Raw genomic sequence first — 15,493 nt, forward strand, 5'->3', positions numbered from 1 at the left:
TCTATTGTCCTCCCGACGCTCGGCTGCCCCCATCGAGGAGCCGCCACAGTCGCGCCCATTGCTCGGAAGTGAGGTCCCGTGGCAGTGCTGTGCGCGTGATCCCCGCCGAGCTCAGCGCCCGATCGACGTTTGTCGGGGGATGCCGGTCACCACGGAGAATCTGCCGGATGCCGTTGCCGCGGCTTCGGAACACCGCGCCGACGAAGCGTTCGAACCGCCGTCGATCACGATAAGGCAGAAGCGGCGCCGCACGGCGTTCGATCGAGAGGATGCCGCCGTCGACCGCCGGCATGGGGCGGAAGTGCCGGGCGGGAACACGCTCGTGCAGCCGGAACTCGTACCAGGGCCCGGCCTGTGCGGTCATCATGGTCGCGCCTCCCACACCGGCGCGCTTGCGCGCGACCTCCCACTGCGTGAGCAGGATCGCGTGCTGCCATTGCGTGGCCGACAGCAGGCGGCGCAGCAGGGGCGTCGTCAGATGGAAGGGGAGGTTTCCGACGATCACCGGTCGATCCAACGGCTCGAGCATGGCATCGGCGTGATGGATGCTCGCGCCGTCGATGCCGGCGCGCAGCCGATCGACGCGCCGCGCGTCGATGTCGATCGCGCGCAGATCCCGCCCCAACCGAGACAGGTGCCGGGTCAAGGCGCCGTCACCGGCGCCGATCTCGAGGATCGCACCCTCGGTGGCGGCGGTGAGAGCAGTGAGTCGTTGGAGAGTCGGACGGTGGGTGAGGAAGTTCTGGCCGAGTTCGTGTCGGCCACCGGTATGGGATCGAGGTCGCAAGGTGCGCTCCAGTCGTGAGGAAGGAGCACCCGGCGGCGGGCGTGCGAGGGCACAGCGAACGCGCCTCCGGGTGCAGGACATCCGGAACGACGACGCGCAGTGGCGTTATCCGACCATCAGCGCGCCGTCAGGCGCGGCGGTCGCGGAACGTGAAGCAGCGCGCGTCGAACGACGCGCAAGCGTTTATCAAACCCATGACCGACAGTCTATGGGGCGCTTCAGCGCGCCGCCAGCCACTGCTGGAAGGTCGGCCCGACGAGCAGCGCATCGGTTGCGGGCAGCGCGAAACCCGCGCGCATCCCCTTCATCTGCGCGGTGGGGAGGTTGACGGACGGGATCCACCCGCGGTGTCCTGTCTTGCGTGCGAAGTCCTTGATCATCGCGTCGAGCGCCTCTTCGCGCGGACCGGCGATGTCCTGCGCGCGACCCTGCGGATCTCCGGACGCGAGGGCGGCGAGACGTACACCGACGTCGCGTGCGGCGATCGGCTGCGTGCGCGCCCGCGGCGCGATGTGCAGCGGGCCGACCTTCGCGCGCTCGAAGATCTGGCCGGCGAACTCGTGGAACTGCGTGGCGCGCTGGATCGTCCAGGGCACCCGTGACGTCTCGAGCACTTTCTCCTGAGCGACCTTGCCCGCGTAGTAGTCGTGAGGCATCCGATCTATCCCGACGATCGACAGCAGGATGATGTGTCCGACGCGGGCGTCCTCCGCGGCATTGATGAGGTTGCCGCTCGCGGTGGTGAAGAACTCGATCGAATCCTCTGCGCTCATGGTCGTCACGTTCGACGTGTCGATCACGGCGTCGACACCAGTGAGCGCCGCTGCCAGCCCCTTTCCGCTGAGGAGGTCGACTCCCCGCGAGCGAGCGAGCACCACGGCCTCATGCCCGCCGTTTCGCACCGCCTCGACCGTCGGTCCTCCGACGACACCTGTTCCTCCTGCGACGGCGATCCTCATCGTGCGTCCTCCTTCATGTTCTCGATCCTCTCCGCACGCGAACGCGCCCCCGTGGGGCCGGGAAGCATCAGCACGATCCCCAGCAGAAGGCTCCCCCCGAGCCCGATGATGTTGCCGATCACGTCGATGAGCGGCATCCCGCCGAACTGCATCGCGTGGTAGATCAGGTGCGGCAGCCCGAACACCGTCCATGCGACGCCGACGACGCGGCCGGGTTCAGGCCGTCGTGCGAACGCGGCAGCGATGCTCGCAGCGGCGAGTGCAAGGTACAGCGCACCGACGTCTCGGATCAGATGCTCGTTGTACGGTCCGTCGACGGCGATCCACACCCGACCGAGTCCGGGGAATGCGGAATAGAAGGTCGCGGGCCATAGCGCCGCCCACAGCCCCACGAAGATGCCGACGGCTGCGGTCGTGCCCAGCAGGATGCGTCTGAGGGTCATGCTCATACCCTTTCGACGACACGGCAGATCGAAATGTGAGGCGCACGTCACATTTCTGCTCGTCACATCGTCGACTCTGAGGAAGGATGTGACGGATGGACGAGGTCGACGAACTGGAGCAGGAGCGGCGCAGGCTGCTCGCTCTCGCGTACCGCATGCTCGGCACGGTCGCCGATGCGGAGGACGCCGTGCAGGAGACGTACGTCCGTTGGTACCGGCAGTCGGATGCCGATCGCGCGCTGATCGAGAATCCCGCCGCCTGGCTCACCCGTGTCGCGAGCCGCATCTGCCTCGACATGCTGGGATCCGCCCGCGCCCGCCGAGAGCGCTACGTCGGGGAGTGGTTGCCAGAGCCTCTTCCTGGCGGGTCCGCCATCGCAGCCGCCGTACCCGTCGATCCGCTGGAGTATGTGACCCTGGACGAGTCCGTCAGCGTCGCTCTGATGGTCGTGCTCGAATCGCTCACGCCTGCCGAGCGCGTCGCGTTCGTGCTGCACGACGTGTTCGCCATGCCGTTCACCGAGATCGCCGAGACGGTGGGAAGGACTCCGGATGCCACCCGCCAGCTCGCTTCCCAGGCGCGTCGGCGCATCAGGGAGCGCCGTGCCGGTGCCGCGTCCAGAGAACAGCACGACGCGGTCGCCCGTGCCTTCGCCGCAGCGACGACGACAGGGGAGCTCTCCGCGCTGATCGCCGTTCTGGATCCGAACGTGGTGCTGCGCTCAGACGGCGGCGGGAAGGTCTCTGCCGCCATCCGCCCCGTCATCGGCGCGGATCGCGTCGCGCGGTTCCTGCTCGGCCTCCCGCGCCTGAAGCCCACAGCGATCACCGAGCCGACGCTCACCCCCGAGGGGCTGGCGTTCCTCGTCACGATCGACGGGCGCGCCGATTCGGTCATCTCCGTAGACGTGACGGGTGACCGGATCACAGACGTCTACATCGTCCGCAATCCTGACAAGCTCACCCTCTGGCGCTGAGCCCGCTCGACCGCGCCCGCCTACCGCGGATCAGTCGGCGGCCGGCTCCCGCGGCGGATTGTGCATGAACTCGATCCGGATGCCGCTGTCGTCCTCCACGAACGATGCGTAGTACCGCTCGCTGAATCGCGGATAGAGCTTCGGATCGCGAACGGCCGTCCACCCTGCTGCCAGCGCTGTCGCGTGCAGCTGATCGACCTCGTCCCGAGTGCCGACGGCGAACGCGAGGTGCTGCCATCCGACGCGGCCATGCCGGTGCGGCCCCGCCTCGGACTCGCGGGCGGGGAACAGGATCAGTTCGGGTTCGTCATCTCGCTGCCACGACACGGAGCCGTCCGCATCGACCCTGGTGAATCCCAGACCGACCATCACCGGATCGAACTGCGAGATGGCGCGGGGGAGGTCGTCGATAGTGATTCCGAGATGATCGAGCACGAGCATCTGCCCAGTCTCATCCATCACCGCGAGAACACGCGAGAGGATGGCGGCCGAGTCTCGCTCAGAACAGTGCCGTAGGTAGCGCGCCCTCGAACTCGAGCAGCCAGCGCTTGGTCACAAGGCCCTGGCCGCTGTCGCCGCCGGAGTAACCGCCCAGCCCGTCGCTGGCGACGACGCGGTGGCAGGGAACGATGATCGGCACGGGGTTCGCACCCATGACTGCTCCGACACCGCGGGCGGGGATGCTGGTGCCGCTCCTCGCCGCGAGCTCGCCGTACGTGACCGACTCGCCGTGATCGACCGTCTCCGCCAACGCGGTCAGCACCGCATGCGTGACGTCGGTCTGGCGCCCGAGGTCGAAGGGGACATCGAAACGGGTCAGCCGGCCATCGAAGTAGGCGTGCAATTGCCGCAGTGCCTCGACCAGAACCGGATCGTCCGCGGATCCGCTCTCCGGTGGCGGTGCAGACAGCCACGCCACCCGTGTGATGGAGTCGCCGTCGCTGAAGACGGTGAGCCGCCCGACGGGCGTGTCCAGTGTTCCTGCTGACATGCGCTCGACTGTAGCCCGGGAGGCCGACATCCCGTGCGCGCTCGGTTCAGAGCTCGATGCCGTGGGATTCGTCGTTCACGCCGGCGTTGCCGCCCTTGCGCGATTCGACCGCGATGAGCCACACGAGTGAGACCACAGCGGCGAGCAGCAGGCCGAGCCACACGTTCTGCAGGATCAGGCCGATCACGATTCCCAGCACGACGAGGACGACCGTGCCGCCGAGCCAACTCCACCGCTGCTTCTTCGTCGCCGCCATGCCCTCAGCATAGGGTCGCGCCGGTTCAGGTCGCAGTTCTCGTCGCTTCGCCGGGTTCACGGCGACAGGAATTGCGACCTGAACGTGTTGCGTGTCAGCGGCGGCGGTGATCCTCGGGCGCCAGCCGCGGGCCACGGCGGGGTTCGAGCAGCCCGCTGGCGAGGATGAGACGGATGACCCGATGGCGGTTGCCCGCCCATGGGGCGAGGAGTTCCAGCATCCCGTCATCGTCCACGCGTGAGCCGGTGAGCGCGTAGCCGACCTGGTGTGCGAGATGGTAGTCGCCGACGCTCACGGCATCCGGGTCTCCGAGGGCGCGGATGCGCGTCTCCGACGACGTCCATGCGCCGATACCCGGAAGGCTGGTGAGGATGCGGTCGCGCTCCGCGCCGCTCCGGGCCGAGAGCACGACGTCGCTGATGCGCTGTCCGCGCTCGGCGGCACGAACGATGGCGCGCGACTGCGGAGGCTCGACGCCGGCACGGTGCCAGGCCCAGGAGGGGATCAGGCGCCAGCCCTCGATCGTCGGCGGCGCGAACATCGGACGCGGAGTCGGGCCCGGTGCGCGTTCACCGAAGCGCGTGATCAGGGTGCGCCAGGCGCCGAAGGCCTGGAACGACGTCACCTTCTGCTCGATCACTGAGCTCGCGAGCGCATCGAAGACGAGATCGGTGCGGGTCAGACGTGTGCCGGCGGTGCGGCGAGCGACATCGGCGAGATGCGGATGGCCCGCCGCGACGAGACTCGAGACGTCGAAGCCGCTCGCGTCGTCGTCGGCGCCGCAGAGTGAGGGCAACTGCGCGAGCGCCCATTCGGCACCTGCGCCCCACGCCGTCGCGTGAATCCCTTCGGTGCTCTGCCGCAGTGCCAGGGTCGCGACGCCCTCGGGCGTGCGGCTCGCGCGCCACAGCGTCATGCCGTCGACGAGCATGGTCGGATCCTTCGGCCCGCGCATGAGCACGCCGACCGTGCGGAACAGATTCAGCGGGTGCGCAGGGCGGTACGCGGCGGTGTGAGGCGGGTCGATCGGGGCGTGTGCTGCGGCTGCGGCATCAGCGATCGACGTCATGCGAACACCCTACGTCCGGCGCCTGACACCGCGGTGTTCACAACTCCTCACAGATCGCCGTCTCCACGACGGAACGGCGTCATCCGTGCGGATCCTCTCTGTTTCTTGAGGAGTCATGAACCGGCGAGGCAGCGAAGAGGTGCCGGCGCTGCCTCAGAAGCGGTCGGGCGAAGGCGTGCCGTGGCCGTAGCGGATCACGACGTCAGCGTGGCGGTCGAAGCGGTAGCCGACGCCGCGGACGGTGCGCACGATGTCCTCGTAGCGGCCGAGCTTGGCGCGCAGACGACGCACGTGCACGTCGATCGTGCGCTCGCCGGGGGTCTCGTCGTCGGGCGACTGCCACAGCGCTCCGACCAGTTCGGTGCGCTCGATCGTGCGTCCCTCGCGGAGCACGAGGTACTGCAGCAGCTCGAACTCCTTGTACGTGAACGCGGCCGAGTCGCCGTCGATCAGCACACGCTTGCGGGAGATGTCGACGGTGACGCCGTAGTCCTCGTCCTGCTCTTCCTCCTCGGCGGCCTTGGTGCGCGCGATCGCACCGGGCTCCTGCAGGGCGAGACGAACGACGTCGAGGTCGCGGCCGCCCGAGCCGTGCGGGGCGAGGGCGACGGTGGCGTGGGTCTCCGCGCCTGGGGCGAGCTCGGCGAGGGTGCGGCGCAGGGCGTCGACGAGCAGCGGCAGGCTCACACCGGCTTCGGCGGCCTTGATCTCGTCGAGTCCGACGTAGAGGGCGAAGCCGCGCGGCGAGCGCGTCGCGGGAAGATCGGCGGGAGCGGGCGATGCGGCGGCGGGTGCCGGCTCGACGAGCGGCGGAACAGCACGCAGATGAGGGGCACGAGCGGCAGAACGCTCAAGGGTGGCGATGTTCGACATGATGATGGGTTCCTTGCGAAGGGTGAGCCGATACGGCTCGGATGTGTTGCGTGAATGACCTGGAGGGCCGGGAGCGAGCACGCAGGTGGGTGCTCGGGGCTCCTTCTTCGCAGATCGCGAATACGGGGAGCGTGGCGGGGTGGCTGGGGTCAGCTACACATTCGGCAACACATGCCAACGCAGCCGGGCATCATCATCCCGGCAGTCCTGTTCGCCTCCTGGGCGGACGAGGGACGCGCGTTGGTGGTCATGGGTGGATTATTACTGAGAATGTCGGGTCGTGTCAAAACGTAACCTTGTGTCCGCGGGCGGGCTTACCGTGGAATGATGACTGGTTCGCACATCGTCGACGGCTTCATCCTCACCGATGAGAAGGATGCTTCGCGATACACACTCACCCGCGACGGGGTCCTCGTGAGCGCCCTCGACTACCGCGACGACGGCACGACGATCGCCCTGACCAGAGCCTTCACGATCCCGACTTTCCGCGGTAACGGGCATGCTGCGCGAGTCGTCGAGGGTGCCGTGGCCGACATCGAGGATCGCGGCGACCGCAAGGTCGATCCCGTGTGCTGGTATGTGGCGGAATGGTTCGAGCAGAATCCCGAGCACGCGGGACTTCTGCGTCGTCGCTGATCCGCGGAGTGTGACGCACTGTTACACACGCGTCATGTCCTGCAAGTATGGGGACATGAAACTCGCTGAGGCCCTGACGGCCCGAGCAGACCTGCAACGCCGCATCGAACAGATGCGTGCACGCATCACAGCCAATGCCCGGTATCAGGAGGGCGAGGAGCCGGCCGAGGACGCCGCGGCGCTGCTGGGCGAAGCGGAGTCCGCGCTCGCACAGCTGCGCGATCTCATCCGCCGGATCAACGCGACCAACGCCCGCCTCGCGCTGGGGGCAGAGGGCACGATGACCGACGCGCTCGCAGCGCGCGACGTGCTGCGCCTGCAGCACTCCCTGCTGGCGGATGCTGCAGCCGCAGCATCCGGAACCAACACGGGGATGCGGCAGATGCGATCCGAGCTGCGGCAGATCGCCGCCCTGCCCGTCGCAGAACTGCGTGGCGCGGCCGACGGTGTCGCGCAGGAGCTGCGCGAACTCGACAATCGGATCCAGCAGGCGAACTGGACGCACGACCTGGAGGAGTAGAGCGGAAGTCGGTAGCCACGACGAGGCGGGCACAAGCCCTGCCGGAGGGTCAAATCCGGCTCTGCAGGGCGGAGGGCAGCCCAGATCTCGCATCGCGCAGCCCCGTACGCCGTACAGGTGAAAGTGCATCTCGCACACTGCATGACCGCGTGCCGATCGTCATGGTGAGGGTGGGTCAGGGGACCTTCCGGCTCTTACACACGGGTTCGCATCCGATAAGATGGAGCTCTGCTCAGCACCGTTCGCTGAGGCGGTCAGCGCTCAGAACGGGAGCTGGTCCGAGGCTTGAAACCTCCGGCATCCTCACCAGACACCGGAGGTTTTTCCATGTCTTCATCCCTGCGCGCCCATCCGAAAGTGAAGTGGTGGGCGCTCGCGGTCATCTCCCTGACGCAACTGGTCGTCGTGCTCGACGGCACGATCGTGAACATCGCGCTTCCGCAGGCGCAGGCCGCTCTCGATCTGACCGACGGTCAGCGACAGTGGGTCGTCACGGCCTATGCCCTGGCGTTCGGTGCGCTGCTCCTGCTGGGCGGCCGCGTCTCGGACTACTGGGGCCGCAAACGCACCTTCGTCGTCGGCATGGTCGGGTTCGGCCTCGCATCGCTGTTCGGCGGACTCGCCCAGACGGGGGCGGAGCTGATCCTCGCTCGCGGGCTGCAGGGCGTCTTCGCCGCGTTGCTCGCGCCTGCGGCTCTCGCGCTGCTCACGGTCACGTTCCCGTCCGGGCGTGAGCGCAACACCGCGTTCGCCGTCTTCGGTGTGGTCGCAGGCACGGGCGCAGCCGTCGGACTCCTGCTCGGCGGTGTGCTCACCGAGTTCGCCGACTGGCGCTGGTGCCTGCTCGTCAACCTGTTCTTCGTGGCTGTCGGGCTCGTCGGGGGTGCGCTGACGCTCACCGAGAGCAGGGCCGCCGGAGACGGTGGACGCTTCGACGTCTGGGGAGCGATCACGGTCACTCTCGGACTCGGCTCGCTGGTCTACGGCTTCAGCCTGGCCGAGTACGGCTGGGGCGATCCGCTCACCATCGCATTCCTCGCCATCGGCGTTGTGCTGCTCGCGCTCTTCGTGTGGGTCGAATCGAAGGCGGCAGCACCTCTTCTACCTCTTCTGCCGCTGCGCGTCGTCGCGGACAGGGTGCGCGGCGGAGCCTTCCTCATCCAGGCCGTCGCCGGAGCCACCATGATCGGCGCCACGGTGTATCTGACCTTCCACCTGCAGTTCGTGCTCGGAATGGGCGCGTTCATGGCGGGCATCGCCACGCTGCCGCTGCCGATCGCCACCATGCTGGTCGCACCGATCGCGACCAGGCTGCTCGCGATCATCGGTCCGCGCCCGATGCTCATCGGAGGGCCGTTGATCAGCGCGGTCGGACTCTTCTACCTGTCAGGCATCACGCCGAACGGCGACTACTTCGTCCAGATCGCCCCGGCGCTGCTCGTGCTCGGTGTGGGGATGGGCTTCGTCTTCATCCCGCTGCAGAACGTCGCTCTCACCGGCGTCGTCCCGCATGACGCGGGTGTCGCGTCGGCGGTCGCGAATTCGGCGATGCAGATCGGCGGTTCCATCGGGCTCTCGGTGTTCACCGCCGTCTACGCCGCGTCCGTCGGCGGTCACGCGCAGGCGGACGTCTCGATGGGTGCGCTGACGGACGCGTACGGCTGGACGTTCATCGCGGCGTCGATCTTCCTGCTCGCGGCCGCACTCGTCGGACTGCTCATGGTGCGCGGCACCAAGGACGAGCTGCTGCCGCAGCAGGGCGAGGCCGTCCCGGCAGCGCACTGACGGACATGCCGTGGCATCGCCGGCCGGTTCCCGAGCCTGTCGACGGATGCCACGGCACGCCTCGGCGCGAATGTCCGAGGCCGTCCGTACGGTGTGAATATGCGAATCCTGCACACCTCCGACTGGCACATCGGCCGCACATTCCATGGCAACTCGACCATGGATGCGCTGGCCGAGGTTCTGGGCGCGCTGGTCGAGCAGGTTCGTGACAATGCGGTGGATGTCGTGCTCGTCGCCGGCGACGTGTTCGATTCCTCGACTCCGGCAGGTCCCGCGTACACGCTGCTGGGAGACGCCCTCGTCGGCCTCCACGACGCAGGCGCCAAGGTCATCGTCACGAGTGGCAACCACGATTCCGCAGCACGACTGGGTTTCCAGGCGCGTCTGCTGCGCGACGGCATCCACGTCGTCACCGATCCTCTGGCGGTCGGCACGCCGATCACGATCTCCGATTCGGACGGCCCGGTGCATTTCTACGGCATCCCGTATCTCGAGCCTGCGATCGTGCGTCAGCACTGGCCAGATGCCCTGCTGCGCACCCAGGCGCAGACCATGGCGCACGCCATGGGTCTCGTCCGCGCCGGTACCGACGCTCACGACGGGCGCTCCGTGGCGATCGCGCACTGCTTCGCGGCCGGGGTGGATGCCACGGCGGGGCTCGAGCGCGAAGTGCGTCAAGGCGGGCTCGACGTGGTGCCGCTCGATGTCTTCGACGGCCCCGACTACATCGCGCTCGGTCATATCCACGGGCGGCAGCAGCTCAGCGAACGCGTCCGCTACGCAGGGGCGCCGTTGCACTACAGCTTCGGTGAGCAGCACAAGGAGCGCGGCTCCTGGCTGGTCGACCTCGACGCGTCCGGTCTCGCCGCCGTCCAGTGGCTCGCACTGCCGGTGCCGCGGCGACTCGTGACGCTCACGGGCACCCTCGATGAGATCCTCTCCGCGGCGAACGTCGAGGCGCACGCCGACGCCTGGGTGTGCGCGATCTACACCGACGCACTGCCCCAGGCCGAGCCGATGCGCCGGCTCAAGGAGAGCTTCCCGCATTGCGCGATGGTGCAGCACACGCCGACCGGCGGTGCCGAGCGCGCGCAGCGCTCCTACGCCGAACGCCTCAAGTCGGCGGTCACCGACACCGAGCGCATCGAGGCCTTCCTCGAGCACGTGCGCGCCGGTCAGGGCCCTGGCGAACGAGAGAGCGAGCTCATCCGAGAAGTCCTCGACGACCGCGTGGCCGCCGAGGCCCTCGTCTAGTGCGTCTCCACCGTCTCGAGATCGAGGGGTTCGGTCCGTTCCTCGATCGCCAGGTCGTCGACTTCGACGGCTTCGCCGACGACGGCATCTTCCTCATCGCGGGTCGAACGGGGGCGGGCAAGTCGAGCATTCTGGATGCGGTCTGCTTCGGCCTGTACGGGGGAGTGCCGAGGTACGAGAGCGGCGACAAACGCCTGCGCAGCGATTACTGCGCTCCCGAAGACCTCAGCGAGGTGGTCGTCGAGTTCAGCACCACAGCCGGCCGGTTCCGGGTGACGCGATCACCGGAGTATCAGCGGCCGGCCAAGCGCGGCGGCGGGCTCACTAAGCAGCCGTCCGCCGTGGCGCTCGACGAATGGATCGACGACGCCTGGGTCGGCAGGGCCGCGCGCGCGGTCGACGTCGGGAACGAGCTCGATGAGATCCTGCAGCTGAGCAGAGAGCAGTTCCTGCAGGTGATCCTGCTCGCGCAGAACAGGTTCGCCCGGTTCCTGCTCGCCGACAGCAAAGAGCGTCAAGCGCTGCTGCGTCGACTGTTCGGCACCGAGCGCTTCGAAGACGTGCAATCGCGGTTCGACGAGCGACGCCGCGCCGCCGAGAACGCGCTCGCAGGGCGGCTCGCCACTGTCACGGCGCGCGTCGAAGAGGCGGAGCGCGTGGTCACGGCCGCGTCGCTGTGGGGCGATCGCGCGGGCGGCGAGGACGCTGCGTCTACCGCGTCCGGCCCAACGAGCACCGAAGCCAGACTCGAGGCTCTGCGGCTCGCGCTCACTCGCGCCGAGTACCAGGCCGAGCGACGTGTCGCCGAGCAGGAAGATGCGGAGAAGACCCTCACCGCGGCGGATGCTGCGCTCGTCGCCGCTCGCGACGAGCAGAAGGCGCAACGGGAGCGCGATCGCGCACGCGCGGCGCTCGAGGCGCTCGATGACGATGAACCGCAGGTCGCCGAGGCCCGCCGCGCACTCGAGCGCGCACGCGCTGCCGAGGCGCTGCGAGCAACCATCACGGCCACGACCCGTGCGGAGACCGCGCGCTCGGTCGCGGCTGCGGCCGAGGAGACGGCGCGATCGGCATGGGAGGCGTCCGGCACCGGTCGTGCGGAGATCATGGCGGAAGCCGATGCCGTCGCCGCGCTCGAGGCCTGGGCCGCGGACCGCACCCGTGAGAGCGGAGGCTGGGCACGAGCCGCCGAGCTGGAAGCCGCGGCGCCGGCGTTGGCGGCAGAGCTGGATTCTGCCGAGAAGCAGGTCGCCGCAGCCACCGAGCGCATAGACGCGGGAGAGGCCGAGCGCTCAGCCCTGCCGACCGTGCTCGCCGAGCTGACGGCTGAGCGCGATGAGATCCGTCGGCGCGCAGATCGCGTCGACGATCTGGCCCGGTCACACGATGCCGCGAAGGCGAGGCGAGATGCCGCAGTCGAGGGCGAACGGCTCAGCCACGAACTCGATGCCGCAGAACGACGCCTCTCCGACGCCACCACGTTGCTCGCTGCCGCTCAGAGCGAACTCGCCGAGTTGCGCAGGCGACGCCTTGACGGCTTCGCCGGAGAGCTCGCGACAGCACTCGTCGACGGCGAGCCCTGCGCGGTGTGCGGCTCGACGTCGCATCCGGCCCCGGCCGTGCACACCGATCCCGTCTCGTCCGACGACATCGAGTCGGCGGAGACGGCGCGGGATGCTGCGGCCCGAGCCGAACGCGATGCAGCGGAACGCGTGGCCTCCGTGCGGACATCGCTCGCGGCCGCGGGTGCACGGGCGGAGGAGCGCACCGTCGAGTCCGCAGGGGCGGAGGTCGATGCGGCGTCGGCGGCTCACGCAGCGGCCGTCTCAGCCGTCGATATGCTGGCAGCAGTCGAATCGCGGCTTTCGGAGGCGAACGCCCGTGCCGCGCAGCTCGATGAGGAACGCACGGGCTCCGTCGCGGCGCTGGCCACGGCTCGCGAGTCCTATGCCCTGGTCGCTCAACGCAACCGCGAGGCGCAGTCGCTGATCGCCGATGCCAGGGGCGCGTTCGAGACCGTCGCGCAGCGGGTGGCCGACACGGCGGCGCAGATCAGCGCGGCCCGAACGCTCGCGGCGGCGATCGCCGAGCACGCCCGACGCACAGCGGCGCTGTCGGAGGCGACGGCAGAACAGGAAGCGGCTCTCGCAGCCTCAGACTTCGACGATGCCGGTGGCGTCGAGCAGGCGCTGCTCTCCTCGGCAGAGCAGGCAGCACTGGATTCGCGCATCACCGCCCACTCGGTGCAACGCGCCAAGGAGAAGGCGACGCTGCTCGAACTCGAGCTGCGCACCCTCCCGGAAGAGCCCATCGATCTGACTCCGGTAGAACAGTCGGCGGCCGATGCTCGGGCGGTGTGGAAAGCGGCCGTCGATGCGCGCGGCCGTGCGCAGAGCACGGCCACGCAACTGGCGGAGCTCATCGAGTCCGCGGCATCCGCGCACGCGCGCAGCGCCGACGAGCAGTCCGAGTACGAGATCGTTCGCGGCCTCGCAGACACGATCGCCGGTCGTGCAGGCAACACTCACAAGATGACTCTCGAGACGTTCGTGCTCGCGGCTGAGCTCGAGGAGATCGTCCAGGCCGCCAATCGTCGGCTCAGTGACATGTCGACCGGTCGGTATCAACTGCAGCACTCCGACGCTCTCGCGGCACGGGGCGCGGCATCCGGTCTCGGCATCGTGGTCTTCGACGCCTTCACAGGCCAGACGCGACCTGCGCAGTCGCTCTCGGGAGGCGAGACGTTCCTCAGCTCCCTCGCGCTCGCTCTGGGCCTCGCCGAGGTGGTGACCGCGCGGGCGGGCGGTATCCAGCTCGACACCCTGTTCATCGACGAGGGGTTCGGATCACTCGACGCGGACACCCTCGACGTGGCGATGCGCACGCTCGACGAGTTGCGCTCCGGCGGGCGCACGGTCGGCATCATCAGCCACGTCGAGTCGATGCAGGAACAGATCCCCGCTCAGCTCGTGGTCGAGCAGACCGAGAGCGGACCCAGCCGCATCCGTACCTGAGCGGAGCTCAGGCGTTCGCGGGGCTCCATGCCGAGACATCGTCGAGCGCACGCAGATCCTCGGCCGACAGCTCCAACCGCGTGCTGGCGAGCAGATCGGCGACCTGCTCGACCCGTGACGCGCTCGCGATCGGTGCCGCGACGGTCGGCTGCGACCGTAGCCACGCCAGCGAAACCGACGTGATGGATGCATCGTGCGCCGCGCCGATGCGCTCGAGCTCGTCGATGATGCGCAGTCCATGAGGGGTGGCGTACTTCGCGGCGCCGCCGGCGCGTGCCGAATCGACGGCGGACGCGTCCGTCGAGCGGTACTTCCCGGTGAGGAATCCGCTCGCGAGCGCGTAGTACGGCACGAGGCTCAGCCCGAACTCCTCGGCGAGCGGGATGATGCTCTCTTCGACGTCGTTGCGGTGCACGAGGTTGTAGTGCGGTTGCACTGCCACGGGGACGGCGGTTCCGGCATCCTGCGCGAGCGAGATCCACGACCGGATGCGATCGGCGGAGTAGTTCGAGACGGCGGTGTGGCGCACCAGCCCGTCGGTGACGAGCTGGCCGAACGCCGCGACGGTCTCCTCGAGGGGAGTCTCGGCGTCGTCGAAGTGCGCGTAGTACAGGTCGATCGTGTCCACGCCGAGCCGCGTCAGAGAGGCCTCCGCCGCGGCGCGGATGTTCTTGGCGGAGAGGCCCTTGAACTGCGGGTGGGAGCTGACCTTCGTCGCGATGGTGATGTCGCGGGGCCGGCGTGAGGCGAGCCACTCCCCGATGATCGTCTCGCTCTCGCCACCGCTGTTACCCGGGACCCAGGCGCTGTATCCGTCGGCGGTGTCGATGAAGTTCCCGCCGCCTGCGGTGAATGCGTCGAGGATCTCGAACGAGGCGTCGCGGTCGGCGGTCCAGCCGAACACGTTGCCGCCGAGGGCGAGGGGGAGCACGTCGAGGTCGCTTCTGCCGAGGAGAGTCATGAGGTCTGCTTTCTGTCGTCTGACCGAGTCAAGCGCCTCGGTGCCGGACATATTCCCGACATGTCACGACGGCGTAACAGTCAAGGGGGATACTGGGACGCATGACGCTTCAGCAGGAGATCGCTCAGACACTCGGGGTGCAGGCCGAGATCGACCCGGCCGTCGAGATCGAACGGCGCGTGCAGTTCCTCATCGACTACCTCACCAAGGCCGGCGCGAAGGGCTTCGTGCTCGGAATCTCCGGAGGGCAGGACTCGACTCTCGCGGGTCGGCTGGCGCAACTCGCCGTCGAACGCGTGCGATCCGGCGGCGGTGACGCGACGTTCATCGCCGTGCGCCTGCCCTACAAGGTGCAGGGCGACGCCGATGACGCGACTGCGGCGCTCGGCTTCATCGCACCCGATCGCACCGTCGAGGTGAACATCCAGAACGGTGTCGACGGCGTGGAGAAGGACATCGAGCAGGCGGCCGGCGCCGACATCTCCGACTTCAACCGCGGCAACATCAAGGCACGCATCCGCATGGTGACGCAGTACGCGCTGGCCGGGCACGACGGGCGTCTGGTGATCGGAACCGACCATGCCGCCGAGGCCGTCACCGGCTTCTTCACGAAGTTCGGCGACGGCGGTGCCGACATCCTGCCGCTCGCCGGCCTCACCAAGCGGCAGGGCAAGGCGCTGCTGCGCGCGCTCGAAGCCCCGGAACGGCTCTGGACGAAGGTGCCGACCGCCGACCTTCTCGACGACCAGCCCGGTCGCGCCGATGAGGACGAGCTGGGTCTCACCTACGAGCAGATCGACGACTATCTCGAGGGCAAGCCGGTGGATGCCGACGCCGCGGCCCGGCTGGAGGGGAAGTACCTCGCCAGTCAGCACAAGCGCCACCTCCCCGTCGGCCCCTCCGACGACTGGTGGCGCTGAGCCGACCGCCTCGCCGGGACCGCGCTGTCTGATGCCCCGGCTACTCTC

The 15,493-nt window shown here is 68.6% G+C and carries 16 protein-coding genes; 7 read left to right on the forward strand and 9 right to left on the reverse strand.

The window, feature by feature from the left end:
* Nucleotide 1: 1 nt before the first annotated feature.
* From erm to ACYVG2_RS09115, 3 genes are all read right to left on the reverse strand, one after another.
* The gene (erm, locus tag ACYVG2_RS09105) at nt 2-787 is read right to left on the reverse strand and encodes a 23S ribosomal RNA methyltransferase Erm (RefSeq protein WP_460780668.1); all 786 of its coding nucleotides are present in this window, start codon (nt 785-787) and stop codon (nt 2-4) included.
* A gap of 218 nt (nt 788-1,005) precedes the next feature.
* Complete coding sequence (locus tag ACYVG2_RS09110) at nt 1,006-1,746, reverse strand: SDR family oxidoreductase (RefSeq protein ID WP_460780669.1); 741 nt, start codon at nt 1,744-1,746, stop codon at nt 1,006-1,008.
* Entirely contained in the window at nt 1,743-2,189 is a 447-nt protein-coding gene (locus ACYVG2_RS09115) for a hypothetical protein (protein WP_460780670.1), read from the reverse strand. The genes ACYVG2_RS09110 and ACYVG2_RS09115 overlap by 4 nt, the downstream gene beginning before the upstream one ends.
* 95 nt (nt 2,190-2,284) lie before the next feature.
* Here ACYVG2_RS09115 and sigJ point away from each other — a divergent pair, with 95 nt between their 5' ends.
* On the forward strand, nt 2,285-3,166 hold the full coding sequence (sigJ, locus tag ACYVG2_RS09120; RefSeq protein WP_460780671.1) for an RNA polymerase sigma factor SigJ: 882 nt from the start codon (nt 2,285-2,287) through the stop codon (nt 3,164-3,166).
* 30 nt (nt 3,167-3,196) lie between these two features.
* On the opposite strand, the gene ACYVG2_RS09125 is transcribed toward sigJ, so the two are convergent.
* The 5 genes from ACYVG2_RS09125 to ACYVG2_RS09145 form a co-directional block, all read right to left on the reverse strand.
* On the reverse strand, nt 3,197-3,625 hold the full coding sequence (locus ACYVG2_RS09125) for a VOC family protein (RefSeq protein ID WP_460780773.1): 429 nt from the start codon (nt 3,623-3,625) through the stop codon (nt 3,197-3,199).
* Nucleotides 3,626-3,665: 40 nt separating this feature from the next.
* Nucleotides 3,666-4,157, reverse strand: a complete 492-nt coding sequence (locus ACYVG2_RS09130) for a methylated-DNA--[protein]-cysteine S-methyltransferase (protein ID WP_460780673.1) — start codon at nt 4,155-4,157, stop codon at nt 3,666-3,668.
* Between the two features lie 46 nt (nt 4,158-4,203).
* On the reverse strand, nt 4,204-4,413 hold the full coding sequence (locus ACYVG2_RS09135; RefSeq protein WP_460780674.1) for a hypothetical protein: 210 nt from the start codon (nt 4,411-4,413) through the stop codon (nt 4,204-4,206).
* Nucleotides 4,414-4,507: 94 nt separating this feature from the next.
* Entirely contained in the window at nt 4,508-5,482 is a 975-nt protein-coding gene (locus ACYVG2_RS09140) for a DNA-3-methyladenine glycosylase family protein (RefSeq protein WP_460780675.1), read from the reverse strand.
* Between the two features lie 153 nt (nt 5,483-5,635).
* Nucleotides 5,636-6,355 carry a winged helix-turn-helix domain-containing protein gene (locus ACYVG2_RS09145; protein ID WP_460780676.1) on the reverse strand — a complete coding sequence of 240 codons (720 nt, stop codon included), beginning with the start codon at nt 6,353-6,355 and terminating at the stop codon, nt 5,636-5,638.
* A gap of 327 nt (nt 6,356-6,682) precedes the next feature.
* Between ACYVG2_RS09145 and ACYVG2_RS09150 the strand changes: the two genes are divergently transcribed.
* The 5 genes from ACYVG2_RS09150 (at nt 6,683) to ACYVG2_RS09170 (ending at nt 13,564) form a co-directional block, all read left to right on the forward strand.
* Nucleotides 6,683-6,991, forward strand: a complete 309-nt coding sequence (locus ACYVG2_RS09150) for a GNAT family N-acetyltransferase (RefSeq protein ID WP_460780677.1) — start codon at nt 6,683-6,685, stop codon at nt 6,989-6,991.
* 55 nt (nt 6,992-7,046) lie between these two features.
* A complete protein-coding gene (locus ACYVG2_RS09155) occupies nt 7,047-7,511 on the forward strand; it encodes a DIP1984 family protein (protein WP_460780678.1) in 465 nt (154 codons plus the stop codon).
* 327 nt (nt 7,512-7,838) lie between these two features.
* The gene (locus ACYVG2_RS09160; protein WP_460780679.1) at nt 7,839-9,296 is read left to right on the forward strand and encodes an MFS transporter; all 1,458 of its coding nucleotides are present in this window, start codon (nt 7,839-7,841) and stop codon (nt 9,294-9,296) included.
* Nucleotides 9,297-9,395: 99 nt separating this feature from the next.
* Nucleotides 9,396-10,550 carry an exonuclease SbcCD subunit D gene (locus ACYVG2_RS09165; RefSeq protein ID WP_460780680.1) on the forward strand — a complete coding sequence of 385 codons (1,155 nt, stop codon included), beginning with the start codon at nt 9,396-9,398 and terminating at the stop codon, nt 10,548-10,550.
* Nucleotides 10,550-13,564: an AAA family ATPase gene (locus tag ACYVG2_RS09170; protein ID WP_460780681.1), complete on the forward strand. Its 3,015-nt coding sequence runs from the start codon at nt 10,550-10,552 to the stop codon at nt 13,562-13,564. The genes ACYVG2_RS09165 and ACYVG2_RS09170 overlap by 1 nt, the downstream gene beginning before the upstream one ends.
* Nucleotides 13,565-13,571: 7 nt before the next feature.
* Here ACYVG2_RS09170 and ACYVG2_RS09175 read toward each other — a convergent pair whose 3' ends face one another.
* Nucleotides 13,572-14,525, reverse strand: a complete 954-nt coding sequence (locus ACYVG2_RS09175) for an aldo/keto reductase (RefSeq protein WP_460780682.1) — start codon at nt 14,523-14,525, stop codon at nt 13,572-13,574.
* Between the two features lie 101 nt (nt 14,526-14,626).
* Here ACYVG2_RS09175 and nadE point away from each other — a divergent pair, with 101 nt between their 5' ends.
* Entirely contained in the window at nt 14,627-15,445 is an 819-nt protein-coding gene (gene nadE, locus ACYVG2_RS09180; protein WP_460780683.1) for an ammonia-dependent NAD(+) synthetase, read from the forward strand.
* The last annotated feature ends 48 nt before the right edge of the window (nt 15,446-15,493 follow it).

The sequence above is a fragment of the Microbacterium shaanxiense genome (assembly GCF_054779995.1).

Bases quoted from the DNA above. Each gene is read 5' to 3' on its own strand.
- ACYVG2_RS09110 (WP_460780669.1), bottom strand. From the start codon at position 1,746: ATGAGGATCGCCGTCGCAGGAGGAACAGGTGTCGTCGGAGGACCGACG.
- ACYVG2_RS09175 (WP_460780682.1), bottom strand. From the start codon at position 14,525: ATGACTCTCCTCGGCAGAAGCGACCTCGACGTGCTCCCCCTCGCCCTC.
- ACYVG2_RS09125 (WP_460780773.1), bottom strand. From the start codon at position 3,625: ATGGATGAGACTGGGCAGATGCTCGTGCTCGATCATCTCGGAATCACT.
- ACYVG2_RS09145 (WP_460780676.1), bottom strand. From the start codon at position 6,355: ATGTCGAACATCGCCACCCTTGAGCGTTCTGCCGCTCGTGCCCCTCAT.
- ACYVG2_RS09165 (WP_460780680.1), top strand. From the start codon at position 9,396: ATGCGAATCCTGCACACCTCCGACTGGCACATCGGCCGCACATTCCAT.
- ACYVG2_RS09140 (WP_460780675.1), bottom strand. From the start codon at position 5,482: ATGACGTCGATCGCTGATGCCGCAGCCGCAGCACACGCCCCGATCGAC.
- ACYVG2_RS09115 (WP_460780670.1), bottom strand. From the start codon at position 2,189: ATGACCCTCAGACGCATCCTGCTGGGCACGACCGCAGCCGTCGGCATC.
- ACYVG2_RS09135 (WP_460780674.1), bottom strand. From the start codon at position 4,413: ATGGCGGCGACGAAGAAGCAGCGGTGGAGTTGGCTCGGCGGCACGGTC.
- sigJ (WP_460780671.1), top strand. From the start codon at position 2,285: ATGGACGAGGTCGACGAACTGGAGCAGGAGCGGCGCAGGCTGCTCGCT.
- ACYVG2_RS09160 (WP_460780679.1), top strand. From the start codon at position 7,839: ATGTCTTCATCCCTGCGCGCCCATCCGAAAGTGAAGTGGTGGGCGCTC.
- nadE (WP_460780683.1), top strand. From the start codon at position 14,627: ATGACGCTTCAGCAGGAGATCGCTCAGACACTCGGGGTGCAGGCCGAG.
- ACYVG2_RS09130 (WP_460780673.1), bottom strand. From the start codon at position 4,157: ATGTCAGCAGGAACACTGGACACGCCCGTCGGGCGGCTCACCGTCTTC.
- ACYVG2_RS09155 (WP_460780678.1), top strand. From the start codon at position 7,047: ATGAAACTCGCTGAGGCCCTGACGGCCCGAGCAGACCTGCAACGCCGC.
- ACYVG2_RS09150 (WP_460780677.1), top strand. From the start codon at position 6,683: ATGACTGGTTCGCACATCGTCGACGGCTTCATCCTCACCGATGAGAAG.